This is a genomic window from Paenibacillus sp. YN15 (genome assembly GCF_003285005.1).
Taxonomy (GTDB): domain Bacteria; phylum Bacillota; class Bacilli; order Paenibacillales; family NBRC-103111; genus Paenibacillus_AR.
In genome coordinates this window covers 1-20,922 of sequence record NZ_QMFA01000001.1, presented here as the reverse complement: position 1 = coordinate 20,922, position 20,922 = coordinate 1, and the positions used below count along the sequence as shown (strand labels likewise).

General features: G+C 56.1%; 11 protein-coding genes, 1 pseudogene and 1 riboswitch. Of the genes and pseudogenes, 1 reads left to right on the top strand and 11 read right to left on the bottom strand.

The window, feature by feature from the left end:
* Positions 1 to 105: 105 nt before the first annotated feature.
* The 8 genes from DQG13_RS00065 to DQG13_RS00030 form a co-directional block, all read right to left on the bottom strand.
* The gene (locus tag DQG13_RS00065; protein ID WP_146767068.1) at positions 106 to 4,746 is read right to left on the bottom strand and encodes a DUF7507 domain-containing protein; all 4,641 of its coding nucleotides are present in this window, start codon (positions 4,744 to 4,746) and stop codon (positions 106 to 108) included.
* 265 nt (positions 4,747 to 5,011) lie between these two features.
* Positions 5,012 to 5,914: an alpha/beta fold hydrolase gene (locus tag DQG13_RS00060; RefSeq protein WP_113017337.1), complete on the bottom strand. Its 903-nt coding sequence runs from the start codon at positions 5,912 to 5,914 to the stop codon at positions 5,012 to 5,014.
* Positions 5,911 to 6,651, bottom strand: coding sequence for a TetR/AcrR family transcriptional regulator (locus tag DQG13_RS00055; protein ID WP_113017336.1), 741 nt, complete (start codon positions 6,649 to 6,651; stop codon positions 5,911 to 5,913). The genes DQG13_RS00060 and DQG13_RS00055 overlap by 4 nt, the downstream gene beginning before the upstream one ends.
* A gap of 592 nt (positions 6,652 to 7,243) precedes the next feature.
* A complete protein-coding gene (locus DQG13_RS00050; RefSeq protein ID WP_181592479.1) occupies positions 7,244 to 9,643 on the bottom strand; it encodes a beta-galactosidase in 2,400 nt (799 codons plus the stop codon).
* A gap of 551 nt (positions 9,644 to 10,194) precedes the next feature.
* Positions 10,195 to 12,321, bottom strand: a complete 2,127-nt coding sequence (locus DQG13_RS00045) for a CocE/NonD family hydrolase (protein WP_113017334.1) — start codon at positions 12,319 to 12,321, stop codon at positions 10,195 to 10,197.
* 18 nt (positions 12,322 to 12,339) lie between these two features.
* Positions 12,340 to 13,539: a dipeptidase gene (locus tag DQG13_RS00040; protein ID WP_181592478.1), complete on the bottom strand. Its 1,200-nt coding sequence runs from the start codon at positions 13,537 to 13,539 to the stop codon at positions 12,340 to 12,342.
* A 17-nt stretch (positions 13,540 to 13,556) separates the two neighbouring features.
* A complete protein-coding gene (locus DQG13_RS00035; RefSeq protein ID WP_113017332.1) occupies positions 13,557 to 14,534 on the bottom strand; it encodes an ornithine cyclodeaminase family protein in 978 nt (325 codons plus the stop codon).
* A gap of 15 nt (positions 14,535 to 14,549) precedes the next feature.
* The gene (locus DQG13_RS00030) at positions 14,550 to 15,056 is read right to left on the bottom strand and encodes a GNAT family N-acetyltransferase (RefSeq protein ID WP_113017331.1); all 507 of its coding nucleotides are present in this window, start codon (positions 15,054 to 15,056) and stop codon (positions 14,550 to 14,552) included.
* A 162-nt stretch (positions 15,057 to 15,218) separates the two neighbouring features.
* Here DQG13_RS00030 and DQG13_RS00025 point away from each other — a divergent pair, with 162 nt between their 5' ends.
* On the top strand, positions 15,219 to 16,127 hold the full coding sequence (locus DQG13_RS00025) for a phosphotransferase enzyme family protein (protein ID WP_181592477.1): 909 nt from the start codon (positions 15,219 to 15,221) through the stop codon (positions 16,125 to 16,127).
* A gap of 718 nt (positions 16,128 to 16,845) precedes the next feature.
* On the opposite strand, the gene DQG13_RS00020 is transcribed toward DQG13_RS00025, so the two are convergent.
* From DQG13_RS00020 to ade, 3 genes and pseudogenes are all read right to left on the bottom strand, one after another.
* Positions 16,846 to 18,081 (bottom strand): CynX/NimT family MFS transporter, encoded by a 1,236-nt coding sequence (locus tag DQG13_RS00020; protein WP_397333910.1) that lies wholly within the window; start codon positions 18,079 to 18,081, stop codon positions 16,846 to 16,848.
* A complete protein-coding gene (locus tag DQG13_RS00015) occupies positions 18,078 to 18,770 on the bottom strand; it encodes a FadR/GntR family transcriptional regulator (protein ID WP_113017329.1) in 693 nt (230 codons plus the stop codon). The genes DQG13_RS00020 and DQG13_RS00015 overlap by 4 nt, the downstream gene beginning before the upstream one ends.
* Before the next feature lie 119 nt (positions 18,771 to 18,889).
* Positions 18,890 to 20,637, bottom strand: a pseudogene (gene ade / locus DQG13_RS00005) (adenine deaminase).
* A 67-nt stretch (positions 20,638 to 20,704) separates the two neighbouring features.
* Positions 20,705 to 20,804: riboswitch (purine riboswitch) on the bottom strand.
* Positions 20,805 to 20,922: the final 118 nt, after the last annotated feature.

Sequence of the window (20,922 nt, the reverse complement as noted above, 5' to 3'; positions counted from 1 at the left end):
CTGGCCCTTTTCGCCCATTATCCCTTTCGCTCAGGCATACCCGGGATTGACGAAAAAGAAAGCCTCCGGAGCACTGTTCCGGAGGCATCATGCTTTTTGCGGGCTTTACAGCTTGCGGCGCCGTCGGTGCAGCAGAAGTCCGAGGCAAAGCAGGCCGAAGCCGGTAAGCTCCCAGACCAGCCTGCCGTCCTCACCGGTAACCGGCAATGCGCCCGGCGGCCCTAAAGGCGGCTTCTCTTCCCCCAGGATCACCTCATCCCCGCCCTCAGAGCCGGGGGTCGGTGCGGGAGAGCTGCCTCCGGAAGCGCCCGGTGTGGGAGCCGGGCTTGCTGTCAGGCCCGGTGTCGGACTGGGCCCGCCCAGGGGCGGCGTCTCCTCGTCAATGTCCGTTTCCGTCCCCGGAGATCCCAAGGGAGTTGGCGACGGTGACGGCGTTCCGCCGGTGCCCGGCGACGGGCTCACTGTGGGCTCCGACGTGGGCTCCGAGGTGGGTTCGGACGTAGGATCACTTGTGGGCTCCGTTGTTGGCGTCGGTGTTGGTGTCGGTGTTGGCGTTGGCGTTGGCGTCGGCCCGCCATTGCCGCCGCCCACCGGAATGGTATGGGTATCGCTGCCGCGGACCGGTTCCTCCGGTTTGGCCGTTATCGTATTGACCAACTGGCTGCCGGCTATATCGGCGCTGCTTACCGTGTAGGCATAGGAGTGAGTGAAGGTTTTTCCCGGCTCCAGAAGGGGGATAACCGGAAGGTTGGCCACCTTGGTATCCGTCAGCTTCACTTGATGGAGCGGCACGGAGCCGGTATTGGTGATTTTCACCGTATAATGGACTACGGTTCCTGCCTGGGTGACGGTGGAGACATCCCCGGTCTTCTCCACCCGGATTCCGGCAATCGGCAGCTCCGCGGGGGCCTTCAGCGGTTCCGAAGCCTCATTATAGTAGGCGGTGGCCTCGTTGCCCAGATTCGTGCCGTCCGCATCCGCCGCTACAACCGGATACTGCCCCTCCAGGCGGATGCTCTTGCCCGGATCAAGGCTGCGCACGATCACATACGGCTCCGCCGCCGTTCCATCGTTGCTGATTCCGCTGATGAACTCCGGATGGGTGTGGCCGTTGCCGTTCAACGCCGCTTCCTGGCCGTCATAGATCAGCTTGGTAAATACAAATCCGCTTTGTCCCCGGTCCAGCCGGTCGGCAAGCTTGATGTTGTGCAGCACCACAGAGGAGGTGTTGGTGAAGGTAATGGCGTATTTGACCAGATTGCCTTCCGTTGCATACGCCTGGGAGATCGGGGCGTCAGCGGCAGTCCCCTGCTCCACGCCGGTAATCTCCTTTGTTAAAGCAGCGCTGGGATAACCCGGCCGGCCTGATTCCACAAGGCCCAAATCAATGGTCCGGTTTTTCTCCGCAGTCCCTAAGGAAATCGGATCTGTGCGGTATGGCGTAAAGCCTCCCGACGAAGCTCCCTTCACTGTGAAATTGGAGTCGTTGCCATTGGCATGAGCAGGGTCCAGCCCTTCGGCATTGGTTTGAGTCGCCTCATAAACATTGGGAACCAGAAATTCCACAATATATTGTCCCGGATCAAGACCCTGGAACAGATAATACCCCGGATTGCCGCTGCCGTCATAACCCGTTTTGCTGGATTTGAAGGGCGCCGCTTCACCTGCTCTGTACAAATTCACCGTAATGCCGTTGATCCCGGATTTCTGCGGGTCGCCGTCAAACCGTTCATTCTGCAGCCCGTTGCGGTCGCTGTCAAACCAGACGAAATCGCCGATTTCACCCAGCGGCAAATGCGCATCCGTCGGGTCAATAATAAAGCCTACCTTATTGGGCGCTGTGGGCAGCATCTTCAGGCCGTTGTTGATTTCCTGGGCCTGGATGGCGAAGGAGTTCCAGGCGATTTTGCCCTTGGGCGCGCCCACCGGGGCATCCATCTTCCAATCCAGCACAATATAGTCTCCGGCCTTCAGCCCCGGGCTGCCGTCGCTGCCGGTAATATTGGTGATCTCGAAATACAGGGATTTGATGTCCGACAAATCGCTGCCGGTAAAGTCAGTCTGAGCAACCCAGCCGGTTTTGGGGCCGGCGGCATTGGTGAAGTTGACCACCTGATCCTGGTCCGCCGACTTGCTGTAATAGGTGTTCAGCCGGAATCCCACCGTCCTGCTTCCCGTGGCCTCCGATGAAGTGAAGCTCTTCATCCCGGAGGGGGGAACCTCCGCCAGATTGGGCCGCCATTGGGAGCCGCGGGGACTATAGTTCGTTCCCGACACCCGCAGCGCCGCGTCGCCGACATAGGGAAGAATATCCAACACATCAATTTTGCCCAGACGGGTATTGCCGCTGTTGCGGATAACCACCTTGTAGTCTGCCGTCCCTCCCTCGAAGCTTACGCTGTAACGGGGGAATTCTGTATAGGACGGCGAATCCGGAGCGTCAAAGGGAAGCACCGGAACAGCGGGAGCGCCCACGTAGGACGAATTGTCGCTGGCTACAAACACCGGGTCCAGATCCCCTCTGTTCCACTTGGTGGACTGCACCAGGGCAATTTTCACAATGGGAACCTTGGCCGCACTGTGTACATAATAGCCGTAATTGTCCGCAGAAGGCAGGTTGGGGTTGGCAATGGCCCCATGGGCCTGCTCCCAGCGCTCCCGGTCAACAGGACCGCCCTGCACCGGACCGTCCAGATCAGGATCGCCGTCATACCAGAACGTGGCCGAATCGGCGGTGGTAATAAAGGCATCGTTGATATAACCGGAGCTGCTTTGCTCCGTGCCGGCTTTAACCTTGGCCGTATAGGTCAGCTGGAAGCTCTCTCCGGGATTCAGCTTTACCGGCTCATCCCAGTACCACTTGACGATAGTTCTTCCCGCATAGGCGGAAGCGGCAGGGGCGGGAGGCAGAATCTCCAGCTTGGGCTTCGCCAGCCCCGCAGGAGCGCCGACCAGCTTGTAGGATTGGGCCAAAGCGGCCGCCGGATCGGCAATCAGGGGATCGGTATAATACTCGAATTCGGCAGGCAGCACATCATAGATAACCGGATTATGATAAGGGCCGGTAGCCTTCAAATCATTGCCCACTTGAATGGTAAACGGAACATGGTTCAGAGGGCCGTAGGTCATATTGGTGGCAAAGGTCTTTTTGACCGCCAGCCAGGGTTTGGGCTCGTTAATCTTGAAGCTGGCGCTGGCTGTTTTCTGCACGCCCTGAAGCACTGTGCCCGGATTAACCGTGTCCAGCAGCCTGTAATCCAGATAAACATTGTTGGTCACTGTGGTTCCGTGGGACACAGGCGCCTGGGTAGCCGGATGCTGTTCCCTCACCTTGCCTTCCAGGGTGATGGGGGCGATGGTTTTTCCGGCCTCCAGCTTGGCAAAGGTCCACTTCAAGCCGGTGAGATATTCGTCTCCCGTCAGGCGGATGGGGCTGCCCACACCGGTGCCGATGGAGAGGGTTCTGGCCGCGCCGTTGGGATTAACGCCGGCAGCCGGTTTCCAGGTGCCGGGAGCCGCGCTGGTTTCATATTCGATGGTGGTCCACCCGGCGGGAAGGGTCACCGAGGTGAAATCCATTTCCGCAGGCACACGGTCCACCAGCACCAGATCGGTCAAGGCGCTGTTGGCATTGTTCACCACATTGGCAATGCCGCTGATGGTGTATTTTTGCCACTGGCCGGGATAGCGGTATTCGTATTGCCTCTCCTTAACCAAATCGGGAGCCGCCGCCACAGGGGGGCCGAACTTGGCCGTTACCGAGCTGGAGGTGCCGCCTACCGTACCGTTTCCGGTAATGCTGTAGGTGGCCAGGGTCACGGTGTTGACCTGATCAACGGGAGAATATTGCGCATACCCGTAATAATCCGGGAATTTCACCTGAATCGTATCCTCGAAGGTTTGGCCGGCGTTTAGGCTGTATACACTCCAGGTAACCGTGTTGGCTGCTTCATCATAAACCCGGGTGCTGCCCTGGGGAGCGGCATTGGGGAAGGTCACCTCCACACCCGGCGGCAGCGTCCATGGCAGTTGATCCACCAGTTGGATATCCTTCAGAGTTCCTGAACCGTTGCTGCCGGACACGCCTTTAATGCCCACTTTATATGTAACGGGACCGCCAATAATCGGAACTGCGGGATCATAGCCGGTAAACTGGGTTTTGAAGGTTTCCCATCGGTTATAAGTTACTTCCACGGGAGTAGGGGTCGGTGTGGGTGTTGGGGTGGACGGATTCGGGTCCGCCTTGATGACGACAGTTGCGGTTGCTTCCGTGCGGTGTCCCGGCTCGCTCAAATCCGTCGCTACAACAGTATTGACTGTTGTGACGGGAGAAGCGCTGCCCGTTGGCCGCGCCTTCACCTTGAACTGGTGAACAGTGCTTGAGCCGGATTCCAGCCGGAAGGGATAGCTGGGTCCTACGTAAGTCGTAAGCGTCTGCCCGTTTGCGGACCAGCCGGGGGGCGGAGTAATAAGCTGGAACTGCGGCGGCAGAACATCCTGAATCATAATATCCTTGCCTACGGCGGTGGGACTGTCGGCCTGGAAGGAGATGGTGTAGTAAAACTCCTCGCCAACCTGCACCTCAGCCTTATCCGCGCTTTTTATTAAGGTGAAGCCTTCAATGGGCTCCGCCTCTGCCGCAAAGCTGAAGCCGCTAAAGGGCTGCAGCAGCATCTGGACCAGCATCATGCAGATCATGGTGAGGGAAACCCGGCTGATTCGCTCTGATTTTCGTCTTTTTCTCAAGCTGTAGTCACTCCTTTCTAATCATAACAACAATATGAATGTATGCATGAGAAAAATTCCTATCGGAGTATTTCGAGGATGAGCGACCGCGTTTAGCGGAACTTTTTATCGCCAATCAGAGTGTTTACCTTACGCGCTTTAATGCTGTAAAGAGCTTAAATATTCTGATGTGGTAAAAAAAGGCATCCGGAACCGAAAAATTCCATATGCCCATACAAAAACGATTACCTATTTAGATTTTACCACGTTTTGTATCATTGCGAAACTATTTTTGATACAAAATGTCACAAAAAAAGCCGATAACCCTCTGATTTACCCTTTCTGCCTGCTCATGATTGATCCCATGTCCCGTATCCGGGAAAATTTCACAGGGAATCCGCAGCTTCTCCAGGATGGGCCCACAGCCGGGAAAGTAAGCGATTGGGTCCTTATCCCCCACCAGAAACAAAGATTTTTCCTGGAAAATGGATTCACTGGAGGCCAACCGCTTGATCGGATGTTTGCTCATGGCCATCTTGTTGAAGTGGCGGAGAAGCTGCCCATAGTGGCGGAGCAACAGCTCATTTTCGGTAAAAGCGGCGGCGTTGGCCCCGGAAAGCTTCAATAATAGCTTGCGGATATTTTTCTCTGTGGGGAACAAGGCCTCCGGCAAAAACACCGTCATGGAGCGAAGGGGGCTGCCCTTGCCCTTCAGGCTTGGAAGCGCGGGGAGTCCTGCCATGCCGACGATGGCTTTGATCCGGTCCGGCCATGCGGTCAGAATGGTTTGCGCCAAAAAACTTCCCATGGACACTCCGGCAACGCAGGTTTGCTCCAAGCCCAAGCCGTCCAGCAGCTCGCCGAACCAGAGCTTGTGATCCATCCCCTGCCGCCGGTAGCGTTCATTGGGCAGGCTTTTGCCGGGCCCGCCAATGGTGTCCACTGCTATCAGATGAAAGTGCTCCGCCAGCCCCCGGGCATTGTACACCCACATCAGCGCGGAATTGTCGCCGACGCCGTGAAACAAAAGCAACGGCGGCAGATCAGGGCTGCCTGCGCGGAGAATATGAGTGCTCCCGAAGGAGGTCTCCAGGTCGGATTCCTCCACCGCCACTCCCCATTGCTTTACAAGCTCGTCGTAGCTTTCCCACACCTGCTGCCGTCCCGCTTCAGATTTGAATACCTTCATCCTTCATCCGCGCCTCCTTTGATTTGGTCCGATTCCATCGCCCGGGTTAAGGCCGGGCCCCAACGCTCCTCCGGCACACCCAATCCTCCGAAGCAAAAGGCCGCCACTTCCCGGGCCGCTTCCGCCATGTAGCTGTTTTGCTGTTGGGAGACTGGCGACGGGCTTGCGGGTGCGGCGGCTCCGATCATCCTGGTAAATTGGAACAGATTGGCCACATATACGGTCCAAAAGCAGTTGGCGGCATGAAGGGGCTCCACCCGGCGCATCTCCCCCCGCTCCACACCTTCGCGGATTGCGGCGGCAATGGCCTCCAGGTGAATGGCGGACCGCTTCATTCCCTCCTGCCACTCCTCGGGGCCAAATACCGCATAGGCGTCAAAGGGCAGGCGCATGGAAAACTGGATCATCCGCGGATCGTTTCCCGCCAGACCAAACATCCGCCAGGTATAGGCGGCCAGCCACTCCACCGGGCCAAGTCCGGCGCATTCCGATGCAAACCGGTGATGAAACGCCATGGCCTTCTCCATCACTGTCTCGAACATGGCGCGGAACAGCTCCCGTTTGGTTTTGAAGTAATAATACATCAGCCCTTTGGCTAATCCCGCCTCCGCCGCCACAATGTCCATATCGGTACCGTTGTAGCCCAGACGTACATACACGCTTAGGGCCGCATCGAGAATCTCCTGCTTCCGCGCTTGGCGGAGCTGCTCGTTTTGTTCTTTTTTTCGTGGTGACATAGGGTGGCTCCTTTTGGGGTTAGTTAGATATGGTTTGGAGTTTGTGTTTTGCTGTTGGGTTTTGCTGTTTGGGTTTTGCTGTTTGGGTTTGATTTATAGTCAGAAGCTCGTTTTTTGACTTAATTTTAAGTCAATTATAAAGGCGGCGGATAGTTCTGTCAATTGCTGGTTGTTTGGCCAAAGACCAATGAACATTTGGAGGTCCCCATCAAATCCGCCATGCCGCTTTTGCGGCTTCCCTAACACAATCCGGCCTGCGGCATGGAACATGTTGCTTCAGGTTGCTTCGGGATAGCGGAAGTAAATTTCCGTTAAACTGGCCTTTCGCCATGAATTGCCCTTTAGCGGAAAGGGATTTCCGTTATGCCCTCTTTTGGAGCTTGAAAGTGGCGAGAAAGTGGAGTATTGCGGAAAATCGTTTCCGCTATTGCCGCTGAAATCGAGCCGTGTACAAGAATAGCGGAAATATGCTTCCGCTATCGAGAGCTGCCCCATTCATCAACTGATGCAAGGTACGGCAAAAAGCAGACAGCATCGTTCTGCTGTCTGCTTTGAGCTTCCCTGCGGATCGGGCTGAAGCCCCAGCCCTTGCTTATTGCGGCCGGAGCTCCAGTCCGGCTTCATATTCCACTGCCGCCTCCGCCTGCACAAGGGCGCACAGCGGACTTCCGTCTGCCGGGAACCGGGGCGGCGCATCCATATAGATTTGATCCGACTGGCGCAGCGGATAGACTACGACGGTAAGCTCGGCTCCGGGCAGCCTACCGGCAAAACGCTTCAATCCGATCTCCCAGGTTTCCCCGTTGTAAAACCAGTCCGCCGCTTTTTCCCCATTGATGAAGAAATCTGCCCGCTCTCCCAGAAAGTCAATCCGCAGGAAGCAATCATGGATGCAGGCATTGGCCAGCGGATCGGAGTTCAGCTCCAGCAGATAGACTCTGCTCCCGCCGGCGACATGTTCCCCGGCTGCCTCGCGGACAGCAACCCTGGACTGCACCTGCGGGAAACGGAGGCTGAAGGAAGCAAAACCGGGGCATTTCTCCAAACTGGACGCCGCTTCTGCCTTCTCCGAATCCTCCGATACAAGAAGCTCCGCTGCTCCTCCCTCTATGACCCTGACGGATGACGACGGGTACACCGCCACATCGAGGCTTGAGCTCCGCGTCGAGACCCGTGCGGTCCCCTGCCGGGTTTGCGTCCAAGCTCCGCTGCACAAAATCAGATGCTCCCCTCCAGTTCCGCGGTGCTTCCAGACATTGGCAGCATCTTCACGGCTTAAGGTGATAACATGAACGGTTTCGCCTGAGGCGGTGGTAATCACCGTAATTTCCCGGCTGGCGCCCTCGCGCAAGCAGACAGTCCAGCCGTTGTCCTCAGGGGAAGCCTCCGTCCCCTCATGCCCGATGGAGACGATACCCTCCCGGGCGAACCAATACTCTGGCCGGTTGCCGTCCAGAGCGAAGAAGACGTAGGCGGTCGGCCTCCCGCTGCCGCCAATGCGGCATAACGGCTGCACATTGGCCGCAAGCAGCAGCACCTCCGCCCCCAGCCTCATGCGCAGGGGCATAAACAGGAAAGATTGCGCCGCCAGCTCCAGCGGCGGAAACTCCAAGGTGTCCCCGCCGGGCAGGGACACCGCCAGCTCCAGCCCCGGCTTCGCCGCCATAGGCGCGAAGCGCTGGTAATTGCCGGCGAACAGATAGCCGCCGCCATCCTCCCCGATGCGCAGCGAATACCGCAGCGCATCCGGGTCCTCCGGCGACTGGGCCGAGTCCGCCGGAAAGAAACAATCCGCGGCGGCCAGCCCTTGGCCGAAGTCCGCCGCAAACAACCCCAGCCGCTTCAGGTGGCGGTATGCGGCGGAAATTTGCCCATACTCCCGGATGGGCGCCTGGAAATCATAAGACAGCTCCGGCACATCATTGGGGTATCCCGTAGCCCGGGATTCCTGCAGCGTGGTCAGCTTGCCCGCCGGATTGGTTCCCCCGTGGTACATGTAATACCCCAGAAGGTTAGCACCGGAGGCCAGCTTGGTGAAGGCCAGCGCTTCGACATCATCCGCTGCCAACAAAGGCCGCCTGTGGCCGGTAACCTGAATGCCGCCGCCCAGCTCGGCGGTCAGGTACGGCTGCGTCCGCACATCATAGGAATATTCCCCCGGCTCCAGCGGCTTGACCAGATCCGTGCCAATATCCGAATCCAGGAATACCGGGCGGATAAGATATTCCACCGACGGCTTCAAGGGCTCCACATGCCGGGTCCAGGGAGCATCGGCATACCCGCCCAGCACCGGCAGTGTCTCTCCCTCCACCACCACGCCGTTTCCCCAACCGGTAGCCGTATAAAAAGGAGCCTCCAGCCCCAGCCGGATAGCCAATTCCTTCAGCGCAAGCATATGCGCCCTGCCGGGTTGGCCGTTTAACCCGCCGGCATGGCCGTACTCATTTTCCAACTGGATTCCCAGCACCGGCCCGCCATCCTTGAACAACAGTCCTTTCGCCTGGCTGTGAATTTCCGTCCAGAACCGCTTCACATGCTCCATATATACCGGGTCATTGCTGCGGTGGACCATCTTCTCCGCCACCAGCCAGTCCGGAAAGCCGCCGTTGCGAACTTCACCGTGGCACCAAGGGCCAATGCGCAGAAACATGGGCAGCCGGTATTCTCCGCACAGTTCAATAAATCGGCGCAGATTCCGCTGTCCGCTCCAGTCGAATTCTCCCCGGATTTCCTCATGGTGAATCCAGAATACATACGTGGACAGCACCGTAATGCCGCCGGCAATCATCTTGCGGATGGACTCCTCCCACTGCGCCTCCGGATAGCGGCTGTAGTGAAATTCCCCCATTACGGGCATCCACGGCTCCCCGTCCTTCAGCAGATGTCTGGTATTAACCGCAAACTCTCCCCACGCCGGGTGAACACCCCCAAAGCCCGCCATCCGCTCATTCGCCGCCTGGGGCAGCCTGTCCACTACAATTTGCTTTTTCATCCCCTGCTCCCCTGCCTCCCCATCGTCCCGGGAATCGTGGAATCCCGGAACCTGCTCGCCCCCAGTATAGCATCCCCCTCCGGCAACTAAAATGCAGGAAGTAAGGATTGTCATGGAGGATTTGGGGATGAGGCAGCGTAGACGGTTTGGCGGAGGCCACTCCAATAGAGGAAGAAGAATTTCCGCTATTTCCTTCCGCAGCATACAAATAAGGCAATAACGGAAGGATGTTTTCCGCTATTGCCTCCATCTACCGCCCATAACATCAGTCTCCACGGGAATAACGGAAAGAAGCCTTCCGTTAGCCCTCCCCAAACGGCTAAGCAATCCAAATAGCGGAAACCCAGTTTCCGCTATTTAAGGTCACCCAGGCAAATGGGGCCAAATAGCGGAGCGCTTTTTCCGCTAGACATGCTGACCGCCGGAAAATATGGGGCGAGAGCAGCAGGTAGCGGAAACGGGTTTCCGCTACCGCCTCCTACCCATAGGCCGGACAAGGAATAACGGAAAAACATTTCCGTTATTCCCCCGCCCCCCAGCGGGCAGCAACTTCACCCCCCCACAACCGGCAGCTTAATATGGCTGGGATATTCCCGGTTGTGGTACACCGTCTGGCGCACGATGACCGGCTCCTCCTCCGCATACGGGTTGTTGCCCGTGTTGGTGTTGGGGAAGGCCACAAACTTGCTGGAGGAGGTTACCGTCACCCTGATCCGGTGGCCGGCCGGGAAGGTGTGGGCGATATTTTGCAGGAAAATATCATACCTCTCCACCTTCCCCGGCTCCAGCAGCTGCGGATGCTCCAGACCATGGCGGTATCTGGCCCTGACGATATAATTGGACAGCCGGATGGAATCGCCGTTGGGATGCACATCGCTCAGGGTCACCACCCAGTCGGTGTCCCTGCCCGTACTGGCCGCATACAGCACCGCCGACAGTTCCCCGGCTACCGTCAAGTCCTCCGCCAACGGTTCGCCGGTATACGCCAGAATATCGCTGCGCAGCTCATGCTTGCGCATGTTCTCCGGCTCCCGCTCCCCTTTGTCGGCTACGGGATCGGCCGGATTATAAACAAACGTGTCCGCAGGAGACAGCTCCTCCGGCTCCGCCGCCAGCCTGCCGTCCCCCAGGGAGGAGTTGGCCCGCCCATCCCCGCCAAAATAAAACGGCGTCACCACCGCCTCCGCCGGAGTCCAGTCCGCCGAGGTCCGCCAGCGGTTTTCGCCCACCACATAATAGGAAGCCCGCGGCTCCCGGTCGATGCCGTTGGGAATGTCCTTCAGGAAACGGTCAAACCAGCGCAGTACCGATACATCATAGTCATACACCACAGCATCGTTGCCCAAGGCCACATTGTCTAAATCCCGCGCCCGGTTGGGGTTATGCTCCCAGGCGCCCAGCCGGATTTTGCGGTGGGGGACATCATGCTCCGTCAGCATCCGCCAGGTTTCCGACACCCCCGGGCTGTCCCCGTCATACCACCCGGAAATCACATACATCGGCGCCTTCACCTGATGGCCCAGCTCGCTGTAGGTGCAATTTTTCCAAAACGCATCATAATCCGGATGTTGGCTCCACAGCTCCCACGGACCGGACTCCTTGCCGATCATCTGCCGGGGAATATCCCGGATGGGGCGAGCATCCACCGCAGCCTCGGGGTTCACCTTCACGCCGCCGAAAATCTCAAAATCCGTCCGGGTCCCCACCGATTGGGCCAGGGTCCAGGACAGAAGCGGCCAGGAGCAAAGGGTTCCCCCCTTGCGGGCCGTATCCGTAAAGGGCGAGCCTACATTCACCTCATCCACCACGGCCAGCAGATTGGGATGCCCACTGGTGGCGGCGGCTGTCACCACATAGCCAAGATACGAAGCGCCCCACATGCCCACCTTGCCGTTGCTCCATTCCTGGGCAATGATCCAGTCGATGGTATCAGAACCGTCGTCCCGCTCATGATAAAAAGGCACCAGCTCCCCTTCCGAATCCGCCCGTCCCCGCACATCCTGATTGACCACCGCATAGCCCTTGTTGGCCCAGCGCATAAACAATTCCTTGCGGCCGTTGCGGTCATAGCAGGTCCGCACCAGAATGGCGGGCAGCTTCACACCGGACGCCACCCCTTCCGGCAGATACACATCCGTGGCCAGCCGCACGCCATCCCGCATGGGCACCAGATATGTCCCCAGATCATTGACCCCGTATTCCGCCTTGGACAAAATCGGGTCCTCATACACCCGCAGCGGAGTCAGCCTTTCGTAGCCCGCTTTGACGATCAGCTCCAGGCCATAGCGGTTGGGAGCCGCAAAAGCGATCACCTCTCCGTCCAGGGTGACCACATCTACAGCTGTACCGCCGCGCATGGCCCATACCTGAGAGGTCCGCTCCGCACCGGCCACATCTGCCGCTGTATATTCAATATGCCGCTGATACACGGTGCCATGCTCCAGCACGACCTTCTCCCCCGTCCACTCCGCCCGGGCATATGCCTCCAGTTGCTCGCCTATGCGGGCAAGCGGCAGATTATATAGGGCACGGGGATCAAGTATATGCTCCTGCATCTGCGTCCGTCTGCGGGTGTCCACCTTGGCGTGAAGCACCCCTTTTTCCGTAAACCGGATTTTGCCGCTATAGATGCCTGCACAATAGAAATGAAACAAGGTGTGATGCAAATAGGTTGTCATGTATGCTCTCCCTCTCCCCTATCCCCAAACCTGCTCAAAAACCCGCAGCCAGTTGCCGCCCATAATCTTGGCAATATCCCCGTCGCTGTAACCCCGGGCCACCAATCCCCTGGTGAAATTGCCGAAGCGGCCGTAGGTTTCCAGGCCCTTCACCGTTTCCGTGGAGGGGCCGTCTCCCTTAGCAAAGCCCAGCCGCGGCGCAATATGCTCCTTAAAGTAGACGAGGGACCATTCCACATCGCTCATGGGCCAGTCTGTGCCGATGCCCACATGATCCACTCCCGCCAGCCGGACCACATAGTCGATATGGTCCAGCACATGGTCGAGGGTGGTGTTGTCGGGGTCCCCGTGGACAAACCACGGCATGGCAAAAATCCCCACCACTCCCCCGGTTCCGGCCACCGCCATAATCTCTTCGTCGCTTTTGCAGCGCATATGGGGATACAGCCGCTCCACGCCCGTATGGGAAGCGATCACCGGAGCAGCCGATACCCGGCAGGCATCCAGAGTGGTTTGTTTGCCGCAATGACCCGTATCCACCACAATGCCCAGTTGGTTCAGCCGCTCCACAAACCGGACCCCGTACCCGGACAAGCCGCCGTTGGCCGCCTCCGCACAGCCGGAGCCGATGAGATTCTGGTTATTGTAGGTCAGCTGCAGCACCCGCAGCCCAAAATCATGCAAAGCCTCCAGCAGCCCCAGATTCCGCCCCAGCCCGTCCGTCTCCTGGGCGCTGACAATCCCCGCTTTCCGGCCGCTCCGTTTGGCCGCCCGGATATCCTCCGCCGTCCTGGCCTTCACCAGCCAGTCCGCTGCGGCGTCAAACTGAAGCTGCACCTGGCCCATGCTCTCCAGAACGGTCTCCATATCGTTCAGGTGAAGCTCCCGGTTGCCTGCCGTAATGCCGGAGCGGTACCACTCCTCCTTGTACTGGGGAAGCTCGCCCCTAGCCGCCATCTTGAGCAGAAGCTTGGCCGGCATATGGCTGTACGCCATAGGATCGTCCTTGTAAGGTTCGCAAAGCTCCAGCAAACGCCCTGCTATCTCATCCGGAATCGCTTTGGGGGACAAAGGCCCCTGGAACAGCAAATCAATGTTGATATTCTCCTCATGCAGCCGGGCCACCCGCTGCTCCTGCTCCTCCGTGAGGTGAAACTCGTACCGTTCATCCTGTATCCCGCCGATTCCGGGCATCCTGCCTGCTTTTCCGCTCTCCATACCGTCATTCCCTTCCGTTACCATGGGATGTCTATGCCTTTTTGCCGCAGAACCGCCTGATTATATATGTAATGCGCCGCTGCCAAATCCTGAATAGCCAGCCCCAGGCTTTTGAAAAGGGTAATCTCCCCGCTGCCTGTCCGCCCGGCAATTCTGCCCTCCAGCAGCTCCCCCAATTCGCCGACAATATGCGTATCCGGAATGACCCCTTCCTGGAGCGGGATCAGATAATCCCCCGCTTCGCTCAGGGCGGATTCCCTCCGGTCCACATAAAGCCTGGCTGCGGCAACCAGCGCCGAATCCAGCTCCCGGTCAGGCGCCCGGCACGCGCCAACCGCGTTAATGTGCGTCCCGGCCCGCACCCATTCCTCACGCAGGATCGGCTCCGTGCTGGCCGTAACGGTACAGATCACATCCGCAGCCTCCACCGCTTCCCGGACGGAGTTGGAAGCAACCGCCTCCACCCCTTGCAGAGTATCCGCCTGCTCCTCCACAAAACACCGGGCTTTGCCGGGCGTGCGGCTCCATACCCGGACCTGCCGGATGGGTCTCACCTGAAGCATGGCCTCCAGATGGCTGGCCGCCTGCTCCCCCGTTCCGAGAATTGCCAGAACGGCGCTGTCCTCCCTGGCCAACGCCCGGGTAGCCACTGCGCTCACCGCCGCTGTCCGAATTGCCGTAATGGCCCGGCCGTCCACCACCGCCAGCAGCGTCCCCGCCCCGGCATCGAACAACGCCACCGCCCCCTGATGGGACGGACGGTCTGACGTATGGCTATGGGGAAACACGCTGATCAGCTTGGCCCCCGCTACCCCGTTCTTCCGCAGATACCCCGGCATCAGCCCCAACAGATTGGGCTTCTCCAGAGGCACCACCTGCCGCAGACTCATCTCCGCCCGGCCAGCCGACAAATCGGCCAGAGCCTCCTCCATAACCGGAATGCACGCTTCCATGGTCAACAGCTCTGCCGCCGTCCGGTAATCAATCACCCGCATATGCCCACGCCCTTCTTACGAAACCAAAATTTCTTTCTCCATCACATAATCGTCCATCACAAAGCCATTCCCAATATCCGCAACTTGCTCGCGTACGGCCTGAAAGCCTTTTTTCCGATAAACCTCAATGCTGGATTCATTATGACGGTTGACCGTAAGCCAAATATGGCTCAAGCCCCGCTCCTTGCACAGCTGCTCCAGGAAGGCAATCGCCTGGCTGGCATAGCCGTGTCCCCGGTGCTCCTTGCCCACATAAAACTTGCTCAAAAACAGCTTCCCCTCATCCTGCCTTACCGACATATACCCGACAGTGGCCCCCTCCCGGCGCATGGCATAATATTCATAACCCTGCCGCTGAATCTGCTCCCGGATGGCCGGAACGGATTGGAACTTCTCAATCATGTAATCAATCTGCTCCATAGTAATCATGGATATATAATGCTCCCGCCAGATTTCCGCCGCTATTTGGGCAAGCTCCGCCATTTCCTCAACAGTGTCCACTTTTGAAAAGATCAGATTCATTATTTTGCCCGCCTCTCCCGATCTATTGTTTGGTCTTGTAAAAAAGAATACCACGATTTTCAACAAAAGGTCAGTTGATTTTACTCAAACTGTATATGGAGGCCTGCCGCCTCTGCTGCTACAATGTGGATAAACAACCACTATTTAAGAAGGTGTTCTACTGTGGAGAGTCTTGTCCGGCACATAAATGAAGCTTATGCCATTCATATCCGGCAAATTGAAATGCACCGCGAATTCATCGGCCAGGTGTACATATTGGAGTCCGGGCAGCAACGGTATGCCCTCAAGCTGTTCCCCCGCCACAAAACAGCGGACGCCTTACATGCTCTGGGCATTCTTGAATTTCTGGCAGAGCAGGAATATCCGGTGGTTTCCGTAATGCGCACCCGAGAGCAAACCAGCCACACTATTCTTCCCGGTGATGGCCGTTTGGCCGTTATGTTCGGGTATTTAGACGGAACCGACCCCGATGGAAGTCTGGAGGCGGAACCCATTGGCGAGCAAAGCGGACAGCTCCACAAATTGATGCGAAGGTACACCGGCGCCCTTTTGAACAGAACCAAAGCGGAATATATCGGTGACTTCATCTCGATCATGAGGCAGAAGGACTGTGAAGCCGGAGCCATCCTCGACCTGGAGCAATACGGCAATGAGCTGTGGAGCCGCATCACTCTGCTGCCCAGAAGCTTCTGCCACGGCGACCTGCACACAGGCAATATGATCCAACGGGATGGGAAATACGTTCTCCTGGATTTTGACGATGCTTCCGGAGATTATCCAAGCATGGATGCGGCTTATCTCTCAGATGCCACCCATTTCAATCATTTCCATACTTCCATGTATGATGCAACTATGAAACAGTTTGAGCGCTTTTATCGAGGATACAGCCGGGTGTGCACCTTAAGCGATGAGGAGTGCGGGGCTGTGCCGGATTGGATTGCCGTGCGGCATTATCAGATTACGGCCAGAATCGTGGGCTGCCAGGGATTGGGGAGTGTGTCCAAACGTTTTTTTGAGGAGCAGCACCGCTGGTTGATGGAATGGAGAGAACTTTGCGCAAGGAAAGGGTAAGCAAGTTCAGGGGCAGAAATACGGACTGCAGCTGTGACCGGTGAGAAAAACTCCTATCGGAGTATTTCGAGGATGAGCGACCGCGTTTAGCGGAAGTTTTTATCGCCAATCAGAATGTTTACCTTACGCGCTTTAGCGCTGTAAAGAACTTAAACATTCTGATGTGGTAAGAAAATCTGACGGAAGATCACCGTCAGGTTCTTTTACGTTGTGGGGTTACCGGAGGCGCTTCCAAAAGAGCCCTTCCTCTATCGTAAACCTCATATGCCGATGGTTCACCGGAAAATGGCCTGGCTCCCACCTGCTCTCTGCACCCGGAAGAGCGTAGCGGAACTGAGCGACTCTTATCGCGGCTTTTTCCGCTTATTCCCTTCTGAACGGAACTAAGAAGCCCTTATTCCCCGCCGCAGCCTTATTTTCTCTCTATTTTCGCCGCATCAGGGATGTAACGGTTTCTCAGTTCCGCTAATCATCCAAACTCCCGTTTTCACCGCCATAAGAGTCGCTGAGTTCCGCAACAGAAGAATACCTGCTGGCCGATGCGAAAAAAGAGGACAAATCCCCGTTTAACAGTGGCTCAGGCTTGCGTGCTTGCAAACCAGGTCAGATGATGATTCGCACAGCACGACGCAACAAGATGAGAAAGAGCCCTCCTTCCTCCAAGCTGGCAAAAAAAAGAACCGCACACATCACGTGCCGGTTCCGAAACACTCTCTTCTTAAACAGTACGATTTTGGGAAGCCCCCCAACCGCATATAAACAACAGACCGCTAACACCCAGCAGCAACAATAGCGGAATGTTCCAGCCACCTGTAACATCGTGAAGCAAACCAAACAAGGTTGGTCCGCTTGCGGCTAACAAGTACCCCACGGATTGCGACATGCCTGACAAGGAAGCCGCATCCTGGGCATCCTTCGTCCGCAGAGTAAGAAAAATCATCGCCAAGCTGAACGAGCTTCCGCCGCCAATTCCGAGGAAGATGATCCATAACGGAATAAGGTTATTTCCGCCCAAGCCGAAATATAGCCCGCCTAATGAAGCGAATAGTAAAACAGCCATGATAATGACCAAGAGGCGTTGATTTTTCATCCGGCCTGCTATGATCGGCACGATAAACGTCACAGGCAATTGCGAAAGCTGCAAAAGGGATATCATCCAGCCCGCACTGCTGTCGCTTAAGCCCCGCCCCGTCAGCATGTCAGGGAACCAGGCAATGGAAACATAGAAAATAAGGGACTGCATGCCCATAAAAAGAGCTACCGTCCATGCCAACGGTGAACGCCACAGACTTCTCCGCTTCAGCACCCCCGCCTTCATACCGGCTGCCGCGCGGCCGGACCGGGCTTGAAAAAACCAGAATAACGCCGTTATGGGAACAAGAACTCCCCATATCCCCAGCGCGCCATTCCAGCCTAAGCCTACATCACGGGCCAACGGAACACTGGTCCCAGATGCCAATGCCCCGCATAAATTCATGCTTACGGTATACACACCCGTCATAATTCCCACCTGAAGAGGGAAATCCCGTTTCACCAGGCTGGGAAGCAGTACATTAAATACCGCAATCGCCAATCCGATCAAAACTGTCCCCCCAATCAAGGGAACGGTTGCGGGTATCAGGCGGACAGCAAATCCGATCATCAATAAGATCAAGGAATAAAGCAGAACCCTCTCCAGTCCGAAGCGCCGCGCCAGGCCGGGAGCGAACGGTGAAAGAGCGCAAAAAGCCAGCAAAGGCAGCGCTGTAATTAAGCCTGCTACAGTATTGGATAACACAAGGGCTTCGCGGATGGAGGACAGCAGCGGACCTACCGAGGTGATCGGTGACCGCATAGTCAGGGAAATAAGAATAATGCCTATAACGATTGTCCATCCCGAAGTTAGGGACAGCTTCGATTCTTTTGGCAAGGAACCGCCCGTAGTCATTGTCTCGATGTTGCCTTGCATGCTCATGAACGGTCTCCTTCTGCAGTTGAAATAAGATGTTTGGATTCCAAAATATAGCGTTGAACCGCCGCAACAGCCTGGTTGCTGTCCTGAGCGACAATCCCTTCCACCAGCTGCCGGTGGATCTCAATGAACCCGGTTTTCACTTCATTGCGGGTCAGGCTTGCAATGGAATCATGCAGCGCTTCTACAATATGGTCGTACAATTCAATCAATATATTATTGCGGGATGCCCGGAGGATGATCTGATGGAGACGGATATCTTCCGGAACAAAAGCATCCAGATCACCGAGCTTTGCGGCAGCTTCCCAGCGGCCAAGCTGAAGAAGCAATTCCTGGGCCTCATCCTCAGTTCTGCGTTGGGCAGCCAAATAAGCTCCCTCCCGCTCCAGCGCATGGCGAACCTCCAAGGTATCCATCGTATCCGTGCGGACAATGCGCTTCTGCAGCACAGCCCCTAACGCGCTTGAAGAACAAACATAGGTTCCGTCCCCTTGTTTTGTCTTCAATAATCCCGCATGGATTAAGGCCCGAATGGCTTCCCGCAGAGTATTGCGGCTGACATTCAATTCAACCATCAATTCCGGCTCCGCCGGGATACGCATCCCTACCGCCCATTTGCCCGATTCGATCATGCTTTCTATTTGCAAGGCGACTTGTTCAACCAGGGTCAGCCGGTTTGTTTTTTGAAGCATAGGCACTCCTCCACTCTATATCTTATCAAACATAGGATGTTTGGTTTATTGGTATAATATCATAATGTTCGTATTGGGGCAACTTTAATAGCAGAAGGATGCTTTACTTAAAAGATACTTTACTTGATAGAGACATCAATATGTGAAAAAGAAGCAAATTCGAATAAGCCTTTATCCGTTAATTTCAGCTCCGGAATAACGGGAAGGGTAAGAAAGGCCAGCGCCAAGAAAGGATTGAAGGCTTGGGGGGAGCCGATACGTTTAAGTCCTTCATTTAAAATTTTTAACGATTTATAAACTGTCATGTAGTCCCGGTTCGACATTAATCCCGCAACAGGAAGAGCCAGCGAGGCCACAGCCTTGCCTTCATCAACGACTACTAATCCTCCATTTATCCCCTTTACATGCCCGATAGCCGCGAGTATCTCCTGATCCGATGTGCCAACCGCTACGATATTATGGGAATCATGCGCCACCGTGCTGGCAATCGCCCCCCGCTTAAGCTGGAATCCCTTGACAATCGCCGCGGCCACATTGCCGGTGGCATGATGCCTTTCCACAACGACCAATTTCAACAGATCACGTTCCACGGAAGGCTGAAAAGCGCCATTTTGGACTTCAACCTGCTCTTCCCGGTGCAAAGTAACCAGGCTGTTCGGGATAAGCTCAATCACGTTGCATAACGCGGAGGCCAGCGGGATTTGGATATCGGTTAATGCCACTTCCTTGGCATTGATAGCGGAAGCAGAGGCCGCTCGGCTTGAGCCGGCAATGACGAGGGAAATTCCTTTTGCTGGAGCTGTGCCTTACCCACGACACACCTTCCTTTTTTATAAACCTGATGAATGGAAATGTCGTTAAGGTTATCCAGCAGAAGCAGATCCGCCTGGTATCCAGGCGCAACTGCCCCTAAATGGCGCAGTCCGAAGCATTCGGCTGCATTCAAGGTGGCCATTTGAATCGCCATAATGGGGTCTAACCCTTTCCTGATAGCCAGTCTGACAATGTGGTCTACGCTTCCTTCCTCCAACAAATCGTCCAGATGCTTATCATCGGTGACAAAAAGGCATCTCCGGGAATTCCGGGCGGTGACGACAGGCAATAAAGCCTCTAAGTCTTTGGCAACTGTGCCCTCCCTGATCATCAGATACATGCCAAGCTCCAGACGGTCCTTCGCTTCCTGGCTGTTGATGCTCTCATGATCGGTTCGGATGCCTGCCGTCATGTAGATGTTTAATTCCTCGCGGCGGATGCCTGCTGCATGACCGTCGATGAGGCCGCCCTTCAATTGCGTCATCACCAATTTGTCCACCATTTCCTTATCCGCATTGGCTACGGACGGGAAATCCATCACTTCGGCCAGGCCCAGAACCCGCGGGTCCGCCATAAAGGGAGAAAGATGCTCAGCCTCCAGGGTTGCGCCATTGCTCTCAACTGATGTGGCCGGCACACAGGAGGGCAGCATGACGAAAATGTCCAACGGCACCTCCTTGGCATCATCCAGCATGTATTGAATACCGTTCACCCCTGCCACATTGGCGATCTCATGGGGATCTGCGATGACTGTGGTTACGCCGTGTTGAAGCTCCACCTTGGCAAATTCCCTGGGCAAGAGCATGGAGCTTTCGATATGAACATGCCCATCAATAAATCCCGGAACGATCACCTTTCCCCTTGCGTCAATGACTTCGCGGCCCTCGTAGGAACCGATTCCCGCAATCACCCCGTCAACAATGGCAATATCCCCTTCCATAAGCTCACCCGTAAAGACATTCACAATGGCGCCATGCTTAATCACAAGATCTGCAGGGATTTGTTTCCCCGCCGCCTTAATCCGCTTTGTTAATGCTGAGGTGTTTATTGACATGAAATCCGCTCCTTTACTTGGGGGTTATTATGTAAAAACACAAAAAAATCCTGATCACAAATAAAATGTATCGCGTACACTTTACTGTAATCAGGATTTTACGGTTCCTGGTAGAGACCCTTATACCATATTTATAAGGTTATACGGTTTTGTATGATTTTTTATATCCCGGATTATATCAATCCCCTGCGTAAAGCGCAATAGTGCGTTCCCTTCTATGTTGTTGTTCTGTGATAATGTCATCCTATAACTGTTCTGAGATAATGTCACCATGAGACAGGAGAC